The organism is Vibrio sp. D3 (assembly GCF_043995865.1).
GTDB classification, from domain to species: Bacteria; Pseudomonadota; Gammaproteobacteria; order Enterobacterales; family Vibrionaceae; genus Vibrio; species Vibrio diabolicus.
This window is the reverse complement of record NZ_CP171886.1, coordinates 1,798,322-1,814,070: the sequence shown is the minus strand read 5'-3', so window position 1 is coordinate 1,814,070 and position 15,749 is coordinate 1,798,322. Positions and strand designations below refer to the sequence as shown.

Here is a 15,749-nt window from a genome sequence, read left to right as displayed (position 1 = left end):
GCACTATACCCGAATTTGAGTGATTTATCTCACTTTTCTCATTGAAACGCTACAAAAGCAAAAACGGCGAACGCAGACAGATTGCTGGCTCACCGTTTCCGTTTAATATTTGTTCGATTTAACGCTTGATGCCAGACAGCTGAAGGAGAATTTGCTCAAGCTCATCCCATGGCAACAGCTGAGAATCTATCACTTCTAATCGTGATTCAAACCCTTCTAAGCTGATTTCATTCACCGACACGACTCGGTTGGCAACATTAAACGCGTAACACCCCTGATCTGTGTTGACCACCGCTTTAACACGTTCCGCCGTTAATTCCGAAAGCATTGAGAAAAGTTTATCAAAATCAAACGTGTACTCTGCCCCAAACAACCACCCGCAACTAAAATACCCTTGCCCTTTGTTCTCTTTACGCACAAAGGCTTCACCAGGCGGCAACTGGAATTGAGGCTCTTGGTGAGCATGGTCATGATGATGTGACTCGATATGGGAAGAAGCGCTGCCGTAAACCCGTTCGATATCCAAGACTTCTATCGGTAACTCACCATCATGAATAAGCTTACTGAATACTTTTGAGGGAGATTGGTCCGTCACCCAGTCATTAAACACATCAATGTCGTGACTGGTACAAAGGTCAACCTTACTGCCTATAACCACATCTGCGCTGTCTAACTGGTCCACGAAATTTTGGTTAGAAAGGTACTTTTCATCACTTAAATTACGCGGATCAACCAGAGCGATCGTCGCTTTTAGATCAACGTAAGGTTCATACTGTTCTGAGGTAAGCGTCGCGATAACCTGTTTTGGATGACCAAGGCCTGTCGGCTCAATCAATAAACGGTCCGGTTTTTGGCGCAGTAACGCGGTAATACCGACCGACATTGGCACGCCCGCCGTGCAACACATACAGCCACCCGGCACTTCTTTAATCAGCGCACCTTGGTCGGTCATCAATGCACCGTCGATGCCAATCTCACCAAATTCATTGACCAAAACCGCCCAGTTTTCGTTTTCCGGTTTGTTCTTCAGTAGATTTAAAATCGTGGTCGTTTTACCGACACCTAAAAATCCGGTCAGTATGTTGGTTGGTACTCGATTTGACATGCTTATCTCCGACACGTTAGTGCATTAATGCTCCCGCAAAGTATACGGAGAATGTGACTCGCTTCAACGCTTTTTATCGCGCTCATCAAGCTCATTGCGTGATGCGTGGGTACACATTTTTTGAGAATGATCAGAGTGACTTATCAACTCTGAACGCTTCATATCAGAAAGATACATACTGGTGTAAATGACGCAGGTAAAAAACGCGATAATAGCGACTACGATGGGAAGAACTCCGAGCGTGTTTTCGAATTTAAGCGCAGCGATAGCCAATGCGAAAACAACGACAGAGATAAGTGCGATTGACTTACTTTTGTTGCTTTTCATGATAACTCGCCTTTCGTAAGGGTAGCCCCTAACACCTCCTGTATTAGGGGAACGCCAGTTTGAACAACATCCAACCTGACTATTCAATGCTACTCCTTTCGCTACTTGTGAAATTTGACAAAGCTAACATTTATTACAACATCAAACGATGAACTTATTACTAGCTTTCAGACACTTAGTGGACTGTAAAACACTTACTAGCAAATCGACCCGCCGCTGATCAATATGTCGTTTTCATTGGCAATACAAACTTGAGCCACCAGCCTTAGCCCTTCGACTATCATCTCCAGAGACATAAAAGGCTGATGGCCATCTACTGCTTGTTCTGGCAATAATGGGATATGAACAAACCCATGACGGATAGGTTTGTCTTTTAGATAATGTTGGATGCCATAAAAAAGGTGGTTACATACAAATGTTCCGGCACTGTTAGAAATCTGGCTAGGTATCCCCTGCTTTTGCAGCGTTTGAACAACACGCTTTATCGGCAGCGTCGAGAAGTAAGCATCTGGGCCGTCAGCCACTACGGGTTCATCAATCGGCTGATGACCAGCGTTATCTGGAATACGAAAATCATCCACATTAATTGCGACACGCTCTGGGGTGATCACGCCACGTCCAGCCGCTTGCCCAACGGTAATCACACAATCTGGCTGGTGCGCTTCTATTGCATCAATAACGGTATTCACTGACTCATGCCGAATCACAGGAACTGGGCAAGTAACGATCATGGCATCTTCTATTGCCACAGCCTCTAATCGCTTCACCGCTTCTAAAGCGGGGTTAATGGCGTCACCACCAAAAGGCTCAAAACCGGTAATCAGGACTTTCTTCATAACAACCTTTAGGAAAAGAGTTTCACAAATTATTGCACTCCCCTTCACCCTATCCAATAACAAAAGTATTGTTGACATAAGCCAGACAACATTATGTGACTCATGTCTAACCAGCGAGGGTTGTCACCTTTATTGAATCTAGACAAGTTCCGGACTATCGAGACTAACTATCGATGATTAGTGGCAGGGCTTGGCTCTCTCATTACATGACTCACGCAGAAACTTGGTTTCCACGCTTAACTTAGGTAGAGTACGCGACCGCAATGCAATTCGAAGAGATTGAATACAATGAATATTGATAACCATGTAATCGAAACGATTGAAGAGTTAGAGGCATTTCTGCATTTAGTAGAAAGCGGCGCTCTGGGTCTTGAAGGTGTCACTGGCGTTGCGCTAGCCACCTCTAATACCGATGGCCGTCCATTTGTTGCCGTATTAGGAGAAAAGCACCAATTGCTCCTTGGCCGCTGGGTTTCGCAGCACGTATATGACAATGGTAAAGACATCGTTCGTAACGGCCCAACCAGAAAACACTAAGCGCTCAGCACCATCTATAACACCATACCGTCTTATACACCAAGCGTATGCTTTGAATGCAATGCGCTTGGTGTACTTAAAAAATAAAAAAAGAAAAGGCTAGCCTTTATTAATTTTGTCGGTATACTGCACATCAGCTCTTACGGAAAGAGCTATTAATGTAATTAAAGATCAAAGTTTCTCTCAGTTCCACATCGAATTCCTCGTTTACGTTCCTGCGACAAAATAGTTATCTCTAAAATCATATAGTAGCACTTGATATTAGCTAAAAATTCAATATTTAAAACAATCAAATATAGAGGTATCTATGTCTAATAAATTAACTGGTTCAGTAAAATGGTTCAACGAAACTAAAGGTTTTGGTTTTATTTCTCAAGACAATGGCGGTGATGACGTATTCGTTCACTTCCGTTCTATTGTTTCTGAAGGCTTCAAAACTCTTACTGAAGGCCAAAAAGTATCGTTCGTTGTTGAACAAGGTAACAAAGGTTTACAAGCTGCTGAAGTAACTGCACTGTAATTCTTTGTGTGGCATCAACGTTGTTGGTGCCACCATCTCCTTCCACTTATCGCCGCCCTTACTATTCTCTATCTAAGTTTATATACCCAAATCACTTACCTCTCCCACACCGTCATTAATCACTTTCAATAAAGTCACTTTGGTATACATCTTTAGGTAATCACACTACCTATCTTGCAATTCCAGTTTGGAATTAAATTAATCTGATTCATATCTGAATCACTTCGCCTCATGCTTTGCTCATATAAATAAAGTTTATAAAATAAAAGCGATTGGCGAATATAAGAGAAAAAAATGAAATTAAATATATCCGCACAATCAATAAATTCTAATAATTACGAGCACATTATCCCTAGCCGAGACGTTATCCTTAGCCTATTCGATAAAGTTAAAAATCACTTAAGTCACGAGCAAATTTCTCGCTCTACTGGCTTAGATGAGAAACCACAAAAAGACGCTTTAAAAAAACGTTTACGCGCTATGGAGCGCGATGGCCAGTTGATTTTCACGCATCGCCGTGGTTATAAAAAAGTCGATCAAACCGCTTTGGTTTCTGGAAAGGTCAGCATTCACGCAGACGGCTTTGGTTTTGTCACTTACGACAGTAATGAAAAAGACCTTTTCTTACCTAAACACCAACTTACTCATGTGTTTGATGGCGATATCGTACTGGTTCTGAAAGGCAATGCTCAGCATCAAGGACGCTCAAATCATCGTTTCATCAAAATAGTGGAACGAAAAACAACCCACATCGTGGGCTTGTTAAAGAGAAAAGGTTCGAACTTCTATCTAGTGCCAGAAAGCGCGAAACTGACTCAAACCATTCATGTCACACCAAATGATCTTATCACCAAAAGTGCCGGTAAACTCGTTCATTGTAAAGTCACTGCCTATCCAGATCACAGACAATCAACAACAGTTGAAGTGGCGGAAGTATTAGGGCGTCCGGGAGAAGCAGGGATTGAAGTTAAATTGGCGTTACGTCGACATGGCATCAATGATCATTGGGATGATGAAGTTCTTCACGCCGCCTCCGCATTTGGCAATCACGTAGAAGAAAAAGACAAAACGTCCCGAGTGGATTATCGAGATTTACCGTTCGTCACTATCGATGGGGACGACGCGAAAGACTTTGATGATGCCGTTTATGCATACCAAATGGACAATGGGCATTGGAAGTTATTCGTCGCGATTGCAGACGTATCTCACTACGTTCAGCCAAACGACCATTTAGATCTTGAGGCGCAATCTCGTGCAACGTCCGTTTACTTTCCCGGATACGTTGTACCAATGCTACCAGAAACATTATCTAACGGTTTGTGCTCGCTTAACCCGAATGAAGACCGATTGGTTATGGTATGTGAGATGACCTTTGACGACGAAGGTAACATGCTAGATTCAGAGTTTTCTGAAGGGATCATTCACTCGCATGCTCGTTTAACTTATAACGAAGCTTACCGCATTGTTTCCCAATCAACGGAAGCAAAAAAATACCAAGGTAATAACCCACAACAAAACATCAAACAGCATCTGGTGAATCTCCATCGCTTGTATTTGAACCTATCTGGTCAACGTCAAGTCCGTGGTGCCATTGATTTTGACACGCAAGAGCTTTCATTCACGTTAAACAATAAAAAGAAAATAGCGTCCATCGTTCCGGTAGTTCGAAATGATGCCCACCGAATGATCGAAGAATTCATGCTGTGTGCCAACGTTGCCACCGCTCAATTTTTGCAGCTACAAAAAATACCGAGCTTATACCGTGTGCACTCTGGTCCTCAGATGAAAAAACTGTCTTCATTAAGAATGATGCTTGCAGACAAAGGGCTAACGCTTGCGGGTGGTGATAAACCAACTTCTCATGACTACAACGCATTACTGGAACAAGTACGAGATTTAGATGAGTGTGATGTGATTCGTACCCTACTGCTACGTTCTCAGAGTCAAGCCGAGTATTCGCCGAAGAATATGGGTCACTTCGGTTTAGCCTATGACGCATACGCGCACTTTACTTCGCCAATTCGTCGTTACCCAGACTTACTCGTTCACCGCGCCATTCGCGCTAAACTTCGAGAGCAAAAAACAGGCAAGCTACGCAGTCTGCTCATGAAACTAAAACCTATTCGTCAATTGACAGGTGCGGCGAACAACTACCCTTACGATACAAAAGTAATCGAGCAACTGAGCGTGCACTGTTCACATCAATCTCGTCAGGCAGATGAAGTGAGCCGAGAGGTTGAGTCTGCACTGAAATGTCATTACATGAAGCCATTTATTGGGCAACACTTCACGGGGACGGTGTCTGGAGTCACACACTTCGGAGTATTTGTTGAGTTAGAGGAAAACCGAATCGAAGGTCTCATTCCTTTATCAAGTTTTCAAAATGGTGAGTTCGAATTTGATGCAGTCAAACAAAAAATTTCTAGCCAGAGCACCACGTTTACTTTAGGGACTAAAGTGCACGTGTTGGTTAAAGACGTCGATTCGAAACAAAGAAAGATCATGTTCAATTTAAAAGATGCAGAACACACGGTAGGTTAGTCTGTTGTAGTCTATTTTCTAACCCATTGTTCAAAAATAAAAAATAAGCTTTAGATACCGCGATTAACTTGTGACATTTCGCTGACATCAGCTCATTCTAAAACCCTAATATCTGGCAAAGGAAACGAATCTAACTTTTGTTTCCAGACACCATCGCAGAGTGTATTTCCAGCACTCTGTTTGCCTCGAGAGGTTCTTATGACAGCCTAGGATCTCTCGGGGCTTTTTTGCGCCTCTTAAACCCCACCTTATGTTGTATCCAACCCGTTAAAAACCACACAAATTGTACTTTTTAACTAGTTCACTAGATCGCGAATTCTGATTTAAGCAACTGATCACACAACCTCTTCCAAATTTTGGGTATAAAAGTATCAATACTTTCGTTAACTAGGATGTAAATAATGAAAAACTCGTTTGATCTCACCATGCCAAATGAAGAAGGATACTTTGGTGAATACGGTGGTAGCTTCGTGCCGCCGGAGCTTGAACAAATCATGCGTGACATCAACGCAGCTTATGAGGAATGCAGCAAAGATCCTGAATTTAAAGCGGAGCTCGCTCGCCTGTATAAGCACTTTGTTGGACGACCTAGCCCAATCTTCCATGCGGAAAACTTGTCTAAAAAATACGGAGCAGACATCTACCTAAAGCGTGAAGACTTAAATCATACAGGCGCACATAAAATTAACCACTGCTTAGGAGAAGCCATTCTCGCTAAAAAGATGGGTAAGAAGAAACTGATTGCAGAAACTGGCGCAGGACAACACGGTGTTGCGCTTGCTACAGCCGCGGCATTGGTTGGCTTGAAATGCGATATTTACATGGGTGAAGTTGATATCGCCAAAGAGCATCCGAATGTCGTCCGTATGAGAATCTTTGGTGCCAATGTCATCCCTGCTACTCACGGGCGCAAAACTCTCAAAGAAGCGGTTGATTCTGCCTTCGAAGCCTACCTAAAAGATCCTGACACACAACTTTATGCGATAGGCTCTGTCGTTGGCCCTCATCCATTCCCTAAAATGGTACGAGATTTCCAATCAATTATCGGTAACGAAGCACGAGTTCAATTCAAAGAAATGACAGGCAAGTTACCCAATAATCTCGTCGCATGCGTTGGAGGTGGTTCTAACGCGATGGGGCTATTTACTGCTTTCTTAGACGATGAACAAGTCGCCATTCACGGCGTCGAGCCCGCGGGCCGCTCTTTGCAAAAGGTTGGCGAGCATGCTGCAACGCTCACACTCGGTGAGCCAGGTATTATGCACGGATTTAAGTCTTACATGCTTAAAGATGAGCAAGGCGAACCACAGGAAGTCTATTCTGTAGCAAGTGGCTTGGATTACCCATCGGTTGGGCCTCAGCATAGTTACTTAAAAGACATTGGCCGTGTCAATTACGGCTCAATCAGTGATGACGAAGCGATTGATGCATTCTTTGAACTGTCTCGCGAAGAGGGGATTATTCCAGCGATTGAATCCGCACACGCTGTCGCTTACGCGATTAAACTCGCGAAGCAAGGAGAAACTGGCTCAATTCTGATCAACTTATCCGGTCGCGGTGACAAAGACATTGATTTTGTCGTTGAACACTACGGCGAAAAATATGGCATTGAATCAATTATTTAGTCACGACTTCGTAGGCTAAATGTCTATACAAAAAGCTACCTATTACTAGGTAGCTTTTTGTTTGAGCCTTACTTTCCCTACATGCGCTTTGAAGGCTTAACTACACAGTCCAAACCTTTTACTTTTGAGAAATAGGCATAGCTTGAGAAAGCCATCTTACTTACCACTCCAACTAGTCCTTTAGAACATAATTCGATTAACCGACCAGAGCAGGAATACCCGGAAGCTGACCAACGACAGCAAGCGAACCTGCACAAACGATAAATGCAGTGCCAGGAATCAGGTATTTATCTTTTCGCGAGAGTTCGTTAGCACGCTCATGGTCACCGATAAGTCCAAGGTTATCCAGCAGCATAGTGATTGCCCAACCAAAGACTGGATTAACGAATGCACAGGCAAAAATACAGATACCTGCACTGAGTGAGTCTTTATGCTTATGGATCATCTGCATGCCCGCCTCAAGAAGTGGTAAGAATACACCGACAATCAAAGCAACGCGCAGAACAGGTTCCCACATCGCTAGATCCATAGGATAACCAATTACCGCCGCGGCAATACACATGAAACCCGTTAACAGTGCGCCACCTGGAATAGGACGTTTGGCAATTGCGGCTGGAATCATGTACGTTCCCCAAGAAGAAGCTAGGTTTCCGCCACCTAATAGTGAGCCAACTCCCTGACGAACAGACGCTCCGACCATCGTGTCGTCGACATCCATGAGTACGCCTTTCGCTTCTTTTGGGTAGTTAAGTTCTTGAAACACACGATGGCCAAGATAATCAGGGGACCACATAGCGACTGCCAGTAGCGCAAATGGAGTCACGGCAATAAAGTGCTCTAAGGTTGGCCAGCCTAGTTGCCAGCCAGTATTTTCACCCCACCAATAGAATGGACTGAAATTAGGCAGGCCCGGCTCTGTGGTAAAAGCAAACTCAGCGCCCATCAAATAAGCAACAATACCCGCGAGTGCAGAACACAGTGGGATTGCCAACCAACGCTTGTTGATCTTAGCTAGGTAGGCATAAACCATAACCGTTAGACCAATAACCACAAACGAGATGTAACCTTGGTCTGTACTCGCAGCCCACGCCTCAGTCTTATTGATCTGTCCGAGCAACCCAACAGCGCCTAGGTAGATCAATAACCCTCCTCGAACCCCAATGCCAGTCAAGGTCATGAGTTTAGAACCGCCTTTAGTCAAAGCGAGAATTAAGCCAAAAGCACATACCATCAAGCCAAGCGCCAGAGGATGCCCTCCTGCGGCAGCAATCATGGGAATCAGCGGTATCATTGGGCCGTGGGTACCGGCTAAGTTTGCGTTCGGGTTTAGGATGGCAGAAAACAAAATAACGAACAAAGCACCCGCGATAAGCAATTCGTAACGCACGTTTTCTGCAACGAACTCCGGAGATAAGCCGAACTGAGCAGCAAAGGCAGCAACCATAGCGGTGACCATTACCACTTTACCAATGGTTGCGGCTAATGCAGGCACCCAGTCTTCGATTTCAATACTGTAATCACGTGATGGCAAATGAATACCCCAGCGACGAAAGCTCATGATTGTTAAATCATGGTTTAGAAAGTCTTCACGACTTTCAAATTCATGCGGTTTTTTACGCACGTCCCTGTAAAAGGTCTTACTTGAGTCAGACATTGAGCTATCCTTTGTTATATTTCAACGTTGAACTATGCCAACTAGAGTTTCGCTTGGTATACAGACCAATACGAGACAACACCCACATCAAACATCGAGGCCACACCAAGAAAGTGGTATGGCTAATTTTTGATTTGAACCTATTAAGCACGTATTGCTATCGGTAGGAATATTAGACATTAGTAAAAGAACAACAAAAATCTCACTTATTACACAAAGATTTAACATTACATTAGAATACGCTGATCTTTAGTGAGAGTTTTTGAACAGCAATTCAAGAAGAGGAACAGCCGCAACTCCACCTGTGCTTTTCAAGGTAGAAAAAACATATCCGTATTCACACAGGTAATTGGTTAATTTTGCTCATGCAAGTACGCACTAACAACATCAAATCGAGTTGCAATCCAAATCCTCGCAGCCTAACTATAGATATCTCTGTAATGTATACTTTGCTAAACTCCACCCTTTGATGAGTAAGGCCCCTAAAATGATGACTGACGAAGAAAGAATCGAACTGCAACGAAACAACCCACTGCACGGGTTAAAGCTAGAAACTATGTTGCAAGAGTTGGTGGATTTTTATGGCTGGGACATTCTAGATACAGCAATGCGCTTTAATTGCTTTAACACTAAGCCTTCGATTGCAAGTAGTGTGAAGTATTTAAAGAAGACCGAATGGGCGAGAGAAAAATTAGAAAACTTTTACCTTTATCGCTTTAAGCGCATGCCACGCGCAAGTGAAGAAGAATATGATTTACCACCGAGAGCTCGTACGTTCCCTCATGGTCTTGAACCTAAAGAGCCAATGCCGCTAACCGTTGACTCTATCCTCAAGTCACAAGCTAAAGCTGCATCCGCATTTAAAAAACGTTCACCTCGTGGACGTCCGACGCGTCGATAGCACATTACCTTGAAAAGCAATAGAGCCCTACTGGTAGCTCCAGCAAGGCTCTATTGTTCTTTAAAGAAATGGCTAGAAGAAAATACTCAAGCTAGTGCGCCCCCTTCTCCAGCGCCTCCCATAAGTAAACTCACAGGTTGTTTACGTTTTCTATTGATTGCGCTTTTTCTTCTTTTTCCCTGTACCTGCTGGTTTTGCACGCGGCTTCATCGGTAAAAAGTAGGCTTCACTTTGGTCGTCTTCCACTTCAAAGCCCTCTACCTGCTCACGTTCAAGTTGGAACTTATTTTTCTTTTCTATCACTTTGAAATGGTGATAGTCATCGTAATCGATAAGAGATAGCCCTAGACCCACTTCACCAGCACGACCACTACGCCCTATTCGATGCATATAGTCAGCAGGACTACGCGGGAGATCGAAGTTAATCACCACTGGCAGCTTTTCAATATCAAGGCCACGTGCTGCGATATCGGTGGCAATAAGAACTTGAATCTCGCCAGACTTAAAACCGTCAAGTACACGAGTACGAGCGCCCTGCCCTTTATCACCATGGAAAACTTCAGCAGTAATACCGCGTTTTGACAGTTTTTGAGCTAAATGGTTACAGGCATTCTTAGCATTCACAAAAATCAAAGTCTGTCGCCACTGATGCTGTTTGATTAAGTGCGCGAGTACCGCCGTTTTCTCACCTTTATTTACACTAAACACGCGTTGCACCAAAGTGCTGGCTTCTGCGCTCTGCAACTGAACTTCAACAGGGTCGCGGAGCAAGTGCTGAGCCAGCGTCGTGACTTTATCAGGGAAAGTAGCAGAAAATAGCAGCGTCTGCTTCTTCTCTGGCAGTAACGCAAGAATCTTATTGAGTTCTTCGGTAAATCCGAGGCTCAGCATACGGTCAGCTTCATCGAGCACGAGCGTTTTTACTTGGTCCAACTTAATCGCGTTACTGGATACCAGATCAAGTAATCGACCCGGCGTAGCTACGATAATGTCACAGCCACCGCGAAGCGCCAGCATTTGTGGGTTCACCGACACACCACCAAATACGGCAACCGTTTTGATCTTATCTCTAAGATGGTATGAGTAAGATTTGACGTTGTATGCCACCTGTGATGCCAACTCACGAGTTGGTACTAAAATCAGGTGAGAAACGAAGTTACCACGGCGATGATTTGTTTCGTCTTGCTGAACAATTTTTTGCAAGATTGGCAGCGAAAAAGCAGCGGTTTTACCAGACCCCGTATTGGCACCACCAATAATATCTTTCCCTTCAAGGATATCAGGAATAGAACGGGATTGAATGGGCGTCGGTTGACTGTATTCTAACGCTTCTAGTCGCTCGACTAAGGTTGGAATCAGGCCAAGATCGGCAAATGTCGCTTGCTGTGTTTTATCTGTCATTACGATGAGTGGCTCAGTGCTAGTAAAGGCCGTGTATCTTATGCTATTTCGCGTCTGGATGTTAGAGATAATGGCCCAAACAGAAGATTGGTGAGAGAAGCACTTGCACATGTTGGGTGAGTAAATGTATGCAAAACCTCAGTACATAAAAACGAACCTAATTTAGGTAAGCTCTTGGCAACTATATGCCACGACTCGAAAAGTAACGCGTGGGTGAATCGCCATAGACCCGACGAAACATAGCGATAAAGTTACTGGGCGTCGAATAACCCAAAGCATGTGCAACCGCTCCTACAGATTCTCCGCGAGCCATCATTTCTAACGAATGTATTAGCAGTGCTTGTTGCCGCCATTCACTAAAACTCATGTTTAACTCACTTCGAATCAATCGTCTTAACGTCCGAGATGAGACTGCCCCGATCTTTGCCCAATGCTCCACAGAATATTTGCTGTTTGGGTCTATTAAAATTGCTTGAGTAACTTTTTGCAGTCTCGGATCTCTGGGCAGGGGGATATGGAGTGACTCATGAGGGCTATTGACGATTTCATCGGATATTACGGCAAGAATACGTAAAGACTGTATGGATAGCTCGTCTGTTTTGCTCCATATCGATGCCCTAACCGATAGGGCTTTCAAGACATCGCTCATTTGGATCACACAAGGTCTCATTGGAAACCGCTCACAACTCTCTGGAGTAAACAGTAATGAACGACCTTTCAGAGAACCACAAAAATAAACACTGTGCATCGCACCCGGGGGGATCCAACCAGCTCGGTGAGGTGGTAGTATCCACGCTCCTTCATCGGTTTTTACCTGTATTAGCCCTTCATCTATACACAGTAGCTGGCCTCGATGATGACTGTGCCAATTATGTGGCCGTTGCTCCAAATGGTTGAAGTCGCTCCTTTCATGCTGCCACTCCTTAGCGATCAGTGCGGCTCCATTTTTCCATTCGCTGTAGTCAGAGTTTGTCACTTTATTTACTCAATTCCATTTTGGCCATTATTCATTATTTTCTGTCCTCTTAACGTTACCATAGCAAGTTAGCGTTCGAGTAACATTTTAGCAACGACCATTTTATCGAAGGCAGAACCATCATGAACGAACCTATCTTTATTATCTATTACATTACAGCAGGCTTGGGCATTGGCTTTCTCGCTGGACTCGTTGGTGTGGGTGGTGGTGGAATGGCCGTCCCTATTTTTGCGTTTCTGTTTTCACTACAGGGAATAGCTGATACAGAAGTGGTCCATCTTGCGTTAGGGACATCAATGGCTTCGATGATTATTACAACATTGGGCAGCATGCGCGCTCACTACAAAAAAGAGAATGTAGACTCGACAATGGTAGTAAAAATGTTGAGCGGAGTTCTAGTCGGAACATTTTGCGCCACATTCGTAGCATCGTATCTACAGGGAATCTATCTGGCAGGTTTTTTCAGCGTATTCATGTTGTATGTAGCTTATAAGATGTTTCTCAACACTGAAAATGAGTACAACCCTAACCCACATGGGGCTATCGGTAATATCACTGTAGGCTCGGTGATTGGCTCTGTATCAGCACTTGTCTCTATAAGCGGTGCGGGGTTGATCATCCCCTATCTTGTCCAGCAAAATTTTGAGGTAAAACGAGCTATTGGCACCTCTGCTGCGATAGGTTTCCCTATCGCGCTATCAGGAAGCCTCGGTTACATGTTAAACGGATGGGAAAATACAGATTGGAACAACTTAGTATTAGGATACATATACCTTCCTGCAATGATCAGCTTCTCCATTAGCAGCTACTTAACTACTAGCCTCGGAGTGCGTTGCGCAGAGTATTTCCCAAATAAAGTTCTTAAGAAAATCGTTGGTATTTTGTGTGTTCTTCTAAGTTTTAAAATGCTGGTACAAGTACTTAATTAGGGCAAATAATACCGTCATTAGTAGGTCTTGTAATATGGTGTGGGGACAAGCCTGAAAAACTTATTCCTCGCTTTGCTTGTTCAAGCAGACAATGTGTAAGAAAGTACCTCATTGTTGCACTCTTATGACTTTGTTAACCTAGCCAGAATTACATCCAAAATTTGTTGGTGATTATCCTTTCTGGAAACCTCGTCACGCTCCTGGCAAAGTGCTTCCTCCCTTTCTGATGCGAGAATTTTAATGCCACGCTCAGTACATTCTGCGAACGCACTAAACTGACTCGCTCTGGGGATCTCTTGAAATATCACATTAGGAAGAGCAACGAGTGATTCGGCAGGTGTCAGTGCGGGATGTAGCCGTTCAGAAAGCGTCACCACGGTGATGGTATTTTTCATCAAGGCCAGAGTTTCAGGGACAAAAGTTTTCGTTAGCTCAGGGTTGATAACGACGACCGATTTCAGTTTGCTTTCAGACTGAAATCGGGGAAATTTTTGATCCGGGGTGTTGGTAATATCAACGTTATTTTCACGTAACCAATGACAGTCTATATTGGTGGCGTCATGACATGATGTTCGGTATTTTTCCGGGCTTATTTGCGCTCCGGAGAGCATCAGCATAGATGTCCCGCCCAGAAAAAAGCCGACACCCTGCACTGCATCAGTATCTACGCCTCCGGACAGTATCCCGACCGAACTTAATTCGTTCAGCCCAAGCACCAACTCACTGGTTCTGAATGTGATTTCATCAACAGCCATTTCTGCATTGATTTCGTTTGGTGCAGGAGGCTTTGGTACAACAACGATATAACCTTGTTTCGCTAGGCCTGAAGCTATCCAACCACTATGGGAAAATGCTGACCGTGTTCCGCCCTGCGACAAAAGCACAACGGGAAATTTTCCACTTGCTAACGGGGCATCTAACTGCGTTTCGACTGATTTAAAAATGTTACCCCTACCAAACGTGAAGTTGTTTTTTTCATTCGTTGTGGGATACCAGTAGTAGACTTCTACAGGCTTGTCTCTGTCTTCACTGAATACCGTTTTGACTGTTAGCGCAGAATGGTATTTCGGCCCATTCGTACTGGCGCTGACACTGACACACAATGAAGCGAGTAGAAACGACATTATTATTTTGGTTTTCATTTTTACCCCAGCCGGTCAACACATTATTCTGCACGGCATCTGGAAAAAATAACGCGCAGGAGATTCTCCATATATTTTGCGAAACATAGCAATAAAGTTACTTGGAGTCGAGTAACCCAAAGCGAGTGTTTGCTTTGAACTACGCCAACAAGCTTTTGGACAAAAGTGAGTCAGTGGATTTTCTAATTTAGCTATCATTGAATAACTTTTCGTATCCCAAAATGTCAAAGATCGTTGTTGTCAGCGGTGGTAGATTTGCGCGGACGTGGAACTGGACATTTTCTTTCAGAGTGTTGAACTCAATCGAAATACCTAGCTTGCATATAAATGCGCAATAAATAATATTCACCTAGAGCATATACTTAAACACCACTTCTCAATCGTTCTTCAAGAGCCGTGATACATAGCTGTACGGCTAATGGAGTGTTTTTATTGAATGGATTTAACGCATAAACGGGATTCTTAGGTAACATCATATCTGGTAATAGAGATACAACCTCTGGCTCAATCTGAGAGAAATAAAAGTCGGGAATGATACCGATACCTGCTCCTGATCTAATTAAAGCCAAACAACTGTGAAACGAGTTAGCGATACAGTCGGCCTCTTTCTCATAAATCATAGTTTTGCCCGTCTTTGACTTAAACTTGTGCCGAACGAACTTGCCTTGCCAGTGGTTAGCGATGTAGGGTTCCTTATCGATATCATCAAGTTTTATGTCTGGAATGCCACAGAAAACATCCCTGAACTCACCAATCCGTTTTTGCTTGAGATTGCTATCCTGCGAGCTACCGACTCTAATTGCCAGATCCACATCGTGCTTCATAAGATTTAAGGCTTGATCATCACTGATAAGCTCAGGTTTAAGCTTCGGATACCGCCTCATTAATTCTGCTACCACAGGTGTAACTAGTATCTCCATGAGTGCATTTGGAGCAGTTATACGTATGCGCCCCTTTGGTTCAACCTGAGATTCCTGAGCCTGTTCCCACGCTGAATTGGCAATGGAATTGATCTCTTTACAGTTTTGATAGAAGACTTCTCCTGTTGCAGTTAGCGCCTGCCTTCTTGTAGTCCTTTTTATTAGCGTCAAACCTAGCTCTTGTTCAAGGATTTTCAAGTGTTGACTTACCACTGATTTGGAAAGGTCGAGCTTGAGCGCAGCAGCTGAAACTGAACCTTCTTCAACAATGTGGGCAAAGATAGACATCTGCTTTAGTCTATTCATTTATTGTTCTCTTTAATTAAACAGTAATT

14 protein-coding genes are annotated in these 15,749 nt (G+C 43.8%); 6 read left to right on the top strand and 8 right to left on the bottom strand.

What is annotated here, in order from left to right; genetic code table 11:
* Positions 1-118 precede the first annotated feature (118 nt).
* From ACHFJ9_RS07910 to pcp, 3 genes are all read right to left on the bottom strand, one after another.
* Positions 119-1,105 (bottom strand): GTP-binding protein, encoded by a 987-nt coding sequence (locus tag ACHFJ9_RS07910; protein WP_182033608.1) that lies wholly within the window; start codon positions 1,103-1,105, stop codon positions 119-121.
* A gap of 63 nt (positions 1,106-1,168) precedes the next feature.
* Positions 1,169-1,432 (bottom strand): hypothetical protein, encoded by a 264-nt coding sequence (locus tag ACHFJ9_RS07905; RefSeq protein ID WP_005391057.1) that lies wholly within the window; start codon positions 1,430-1,432, stop codon positions 1,169-1,171.
* Positions 1,433-1,629: 197 nt separating this feature from the next.
* Positions 1,630-2,268: a pyroglutamyl-peptidase I gene (gene pcp / locus ACHFJ9_RS07900; RefSeq protein ID WP_395354607.1), complete on the bottom strand. Its 639-nt coding sequence runs from the start codon at positions 2,266-2,268 to the stop codon at positions 1,630-1,632.
* A gap of 288 nt (positions 2,269-2,556) precedes the next feature.
* On the opposite strand from pcp, the gene ACHFJ9_RS07895 reads away from it, so the two are divergent.
* From ACHFJ9_RS07895 to trpB, 4 genes are all read left to right on the top strand, one after another.
* Positions 2,557-2,805 carry a hypothetical protein gene (locus tag ACHFJ9_RS07895; protein WP_005375646.1) on the top strand — a complete coding sequence of 83 codons (249 nt, stop codon included), beginning with the start codon at positions 2,557-2,559 and terminating at the stop codon, positions 2,803-2,805.
* A 307-nt stretch (positions 2,806-3,112) separates the two neighbouring features.
* Complete coding sequence (locus ACHFJ9_RS07890; protein ID WP_005375644.1) at positions 3,113-3,325, top strand: cold-shock protein; 213 nt, start codon at positions 3,113-3,115, stop codon at positions 3,323-3,325.
* A gap of 294 nt (positions 3,326-3,619) precedes the next feature.
* Complete coding sequence (rnr, locus tag ACHFJ9_RS07885) at positions 3,620-5,866, top strand: ribonuclease R (RefSeq protein ID WP_395354604.1); 2,247 nt, start codon at positions 3,620-3,622, stop codon at positions 5,864-5,866.
* Positions 5,867-6,267: 401 nt separating this feature from the next.
* The gene (gene trpB / locus ACHFJ9_RS07880) at positions 6,268-7,491 is read left to right on the top strand and encodes a tryptophan synthase subunit beta (RefSeq protein ID WP_395354602.1); all 1,224 of its coding nucleotides are present in this window, start codon (positions 6,268-6,270) and stop codon (positions 7,489-7,491) included.
* A gap of 196 nt (positions 7,492-7,687) precedes the next feature.
* Here trpB and ACHFJ9_RS07875 read toward each other — a convergent pair whose 3' ends face one another.
* Positions 7,688-9,145, bottom strand: a complete 1,458-nt coding sequence (locus ACHFJ9_RS07875; protein ID WP_395354600.1) for a DUF3360 domain-containing protein — start codon at positions 9,143-9,145, stop codon at positions 7,688-7,690.
* Positions 9,146-9,632: 487 nt separating this feature from the next.
* On the opposite strand from ACHFJ9_RS07875, the gene ACHFJ9_RS07870 reads away from it, so the two are divergent.
* A complete protein-coding gene (locus ACHFJ9_RS07870) occupies positions 9,633-10,046 on the top strand; it encodes a VF530 family DNA-binding protein (protein WP_005391068.1) in 414 nt (137 codons plus the stop codon).
* Positions 10,047-10,196: 150 nt separating this feature from the next.
* Here ACHFJ9_RS07870 and ACHFJ9_RS07865 read toward each other — a convergent pair whose 3' ends face one another.
* Together ACHFJ9_RS07865 and ACHFJ9_RS07860 are read right to left on the bottom strand one after the other, a co-directional pair.
* Positions 10,197-11,447 carry a DEAD/DEAH box helicase gene (locus tag ACHFJ9_RS07865; protein WP_395354597.1) on the bottom strand — a complete coding sequence of 417 codons (1,251 nt, stop codon included), beginning with the start codon at positions 11,445-11,447 and terminating at the stop codon, positions 10,197-10,199.
* A 181-nt stretch (positions 11,448-11,628) separates the two neighbouring features.
* On the bottom strand, positions 11,629-12,423 hold the full coding sequence (locus tag ACHFJ9_RS07860) for an AraC family transcriptional regulator (protein WP_395354595.1): 795 nt from the start codon (positions 12,421-12,423) through the stop codon (positions 11,629-11,631).
* 122 nt (positions 12,424-12,545) lie between these two features.
* Between ACHFJ9_RS07860 and ACHFJ9_RS07855 the strand changes: the two genes are divergently transcribed.
* Positions 12,546-13,352, top strand: coding sequence for a sulfite exporter TauE/SafE family protein (locus ACHFJ9_RS07855; protein ID WP_006742023.1), 807 nt, complete (start codon positions 12,546-12,548; stop codon positions 13,350-13,352).
* A gap of 122 nt (positions 13,353-13,474) precedes the next feature.
* Here ACHFJ9_RS07855 and ACHFJ9_RS07850 read toward each other — a convergent pair whose 3' ends face one another.
* On the bottom strand, positions 13,475-14,494 hold the full coding sequence (locus ACHFJ9_RS07850) for a hypothetical protein (RefSeq protein WP_145535397.1): 1,020 nt from the start codon (positions 14,492-14,494) through the stop codon (positions 13,475-13,477).
* A gap of 362 nt (positions 14,495-14,856) precedes the next feature.
* Positions 14,857-15,720, bottom strand: a complete 864-nt coding sequence (locus tag ACHFJ9_RS07845; protein ID WP_124007624.1) for a LysR family transcriptional regulator — start codon at positions 15,718-15,720, stop codon at positions 14,857-14,859.
* Positions 15,721-15,749 lie beyond the last annotated feature (29 nt).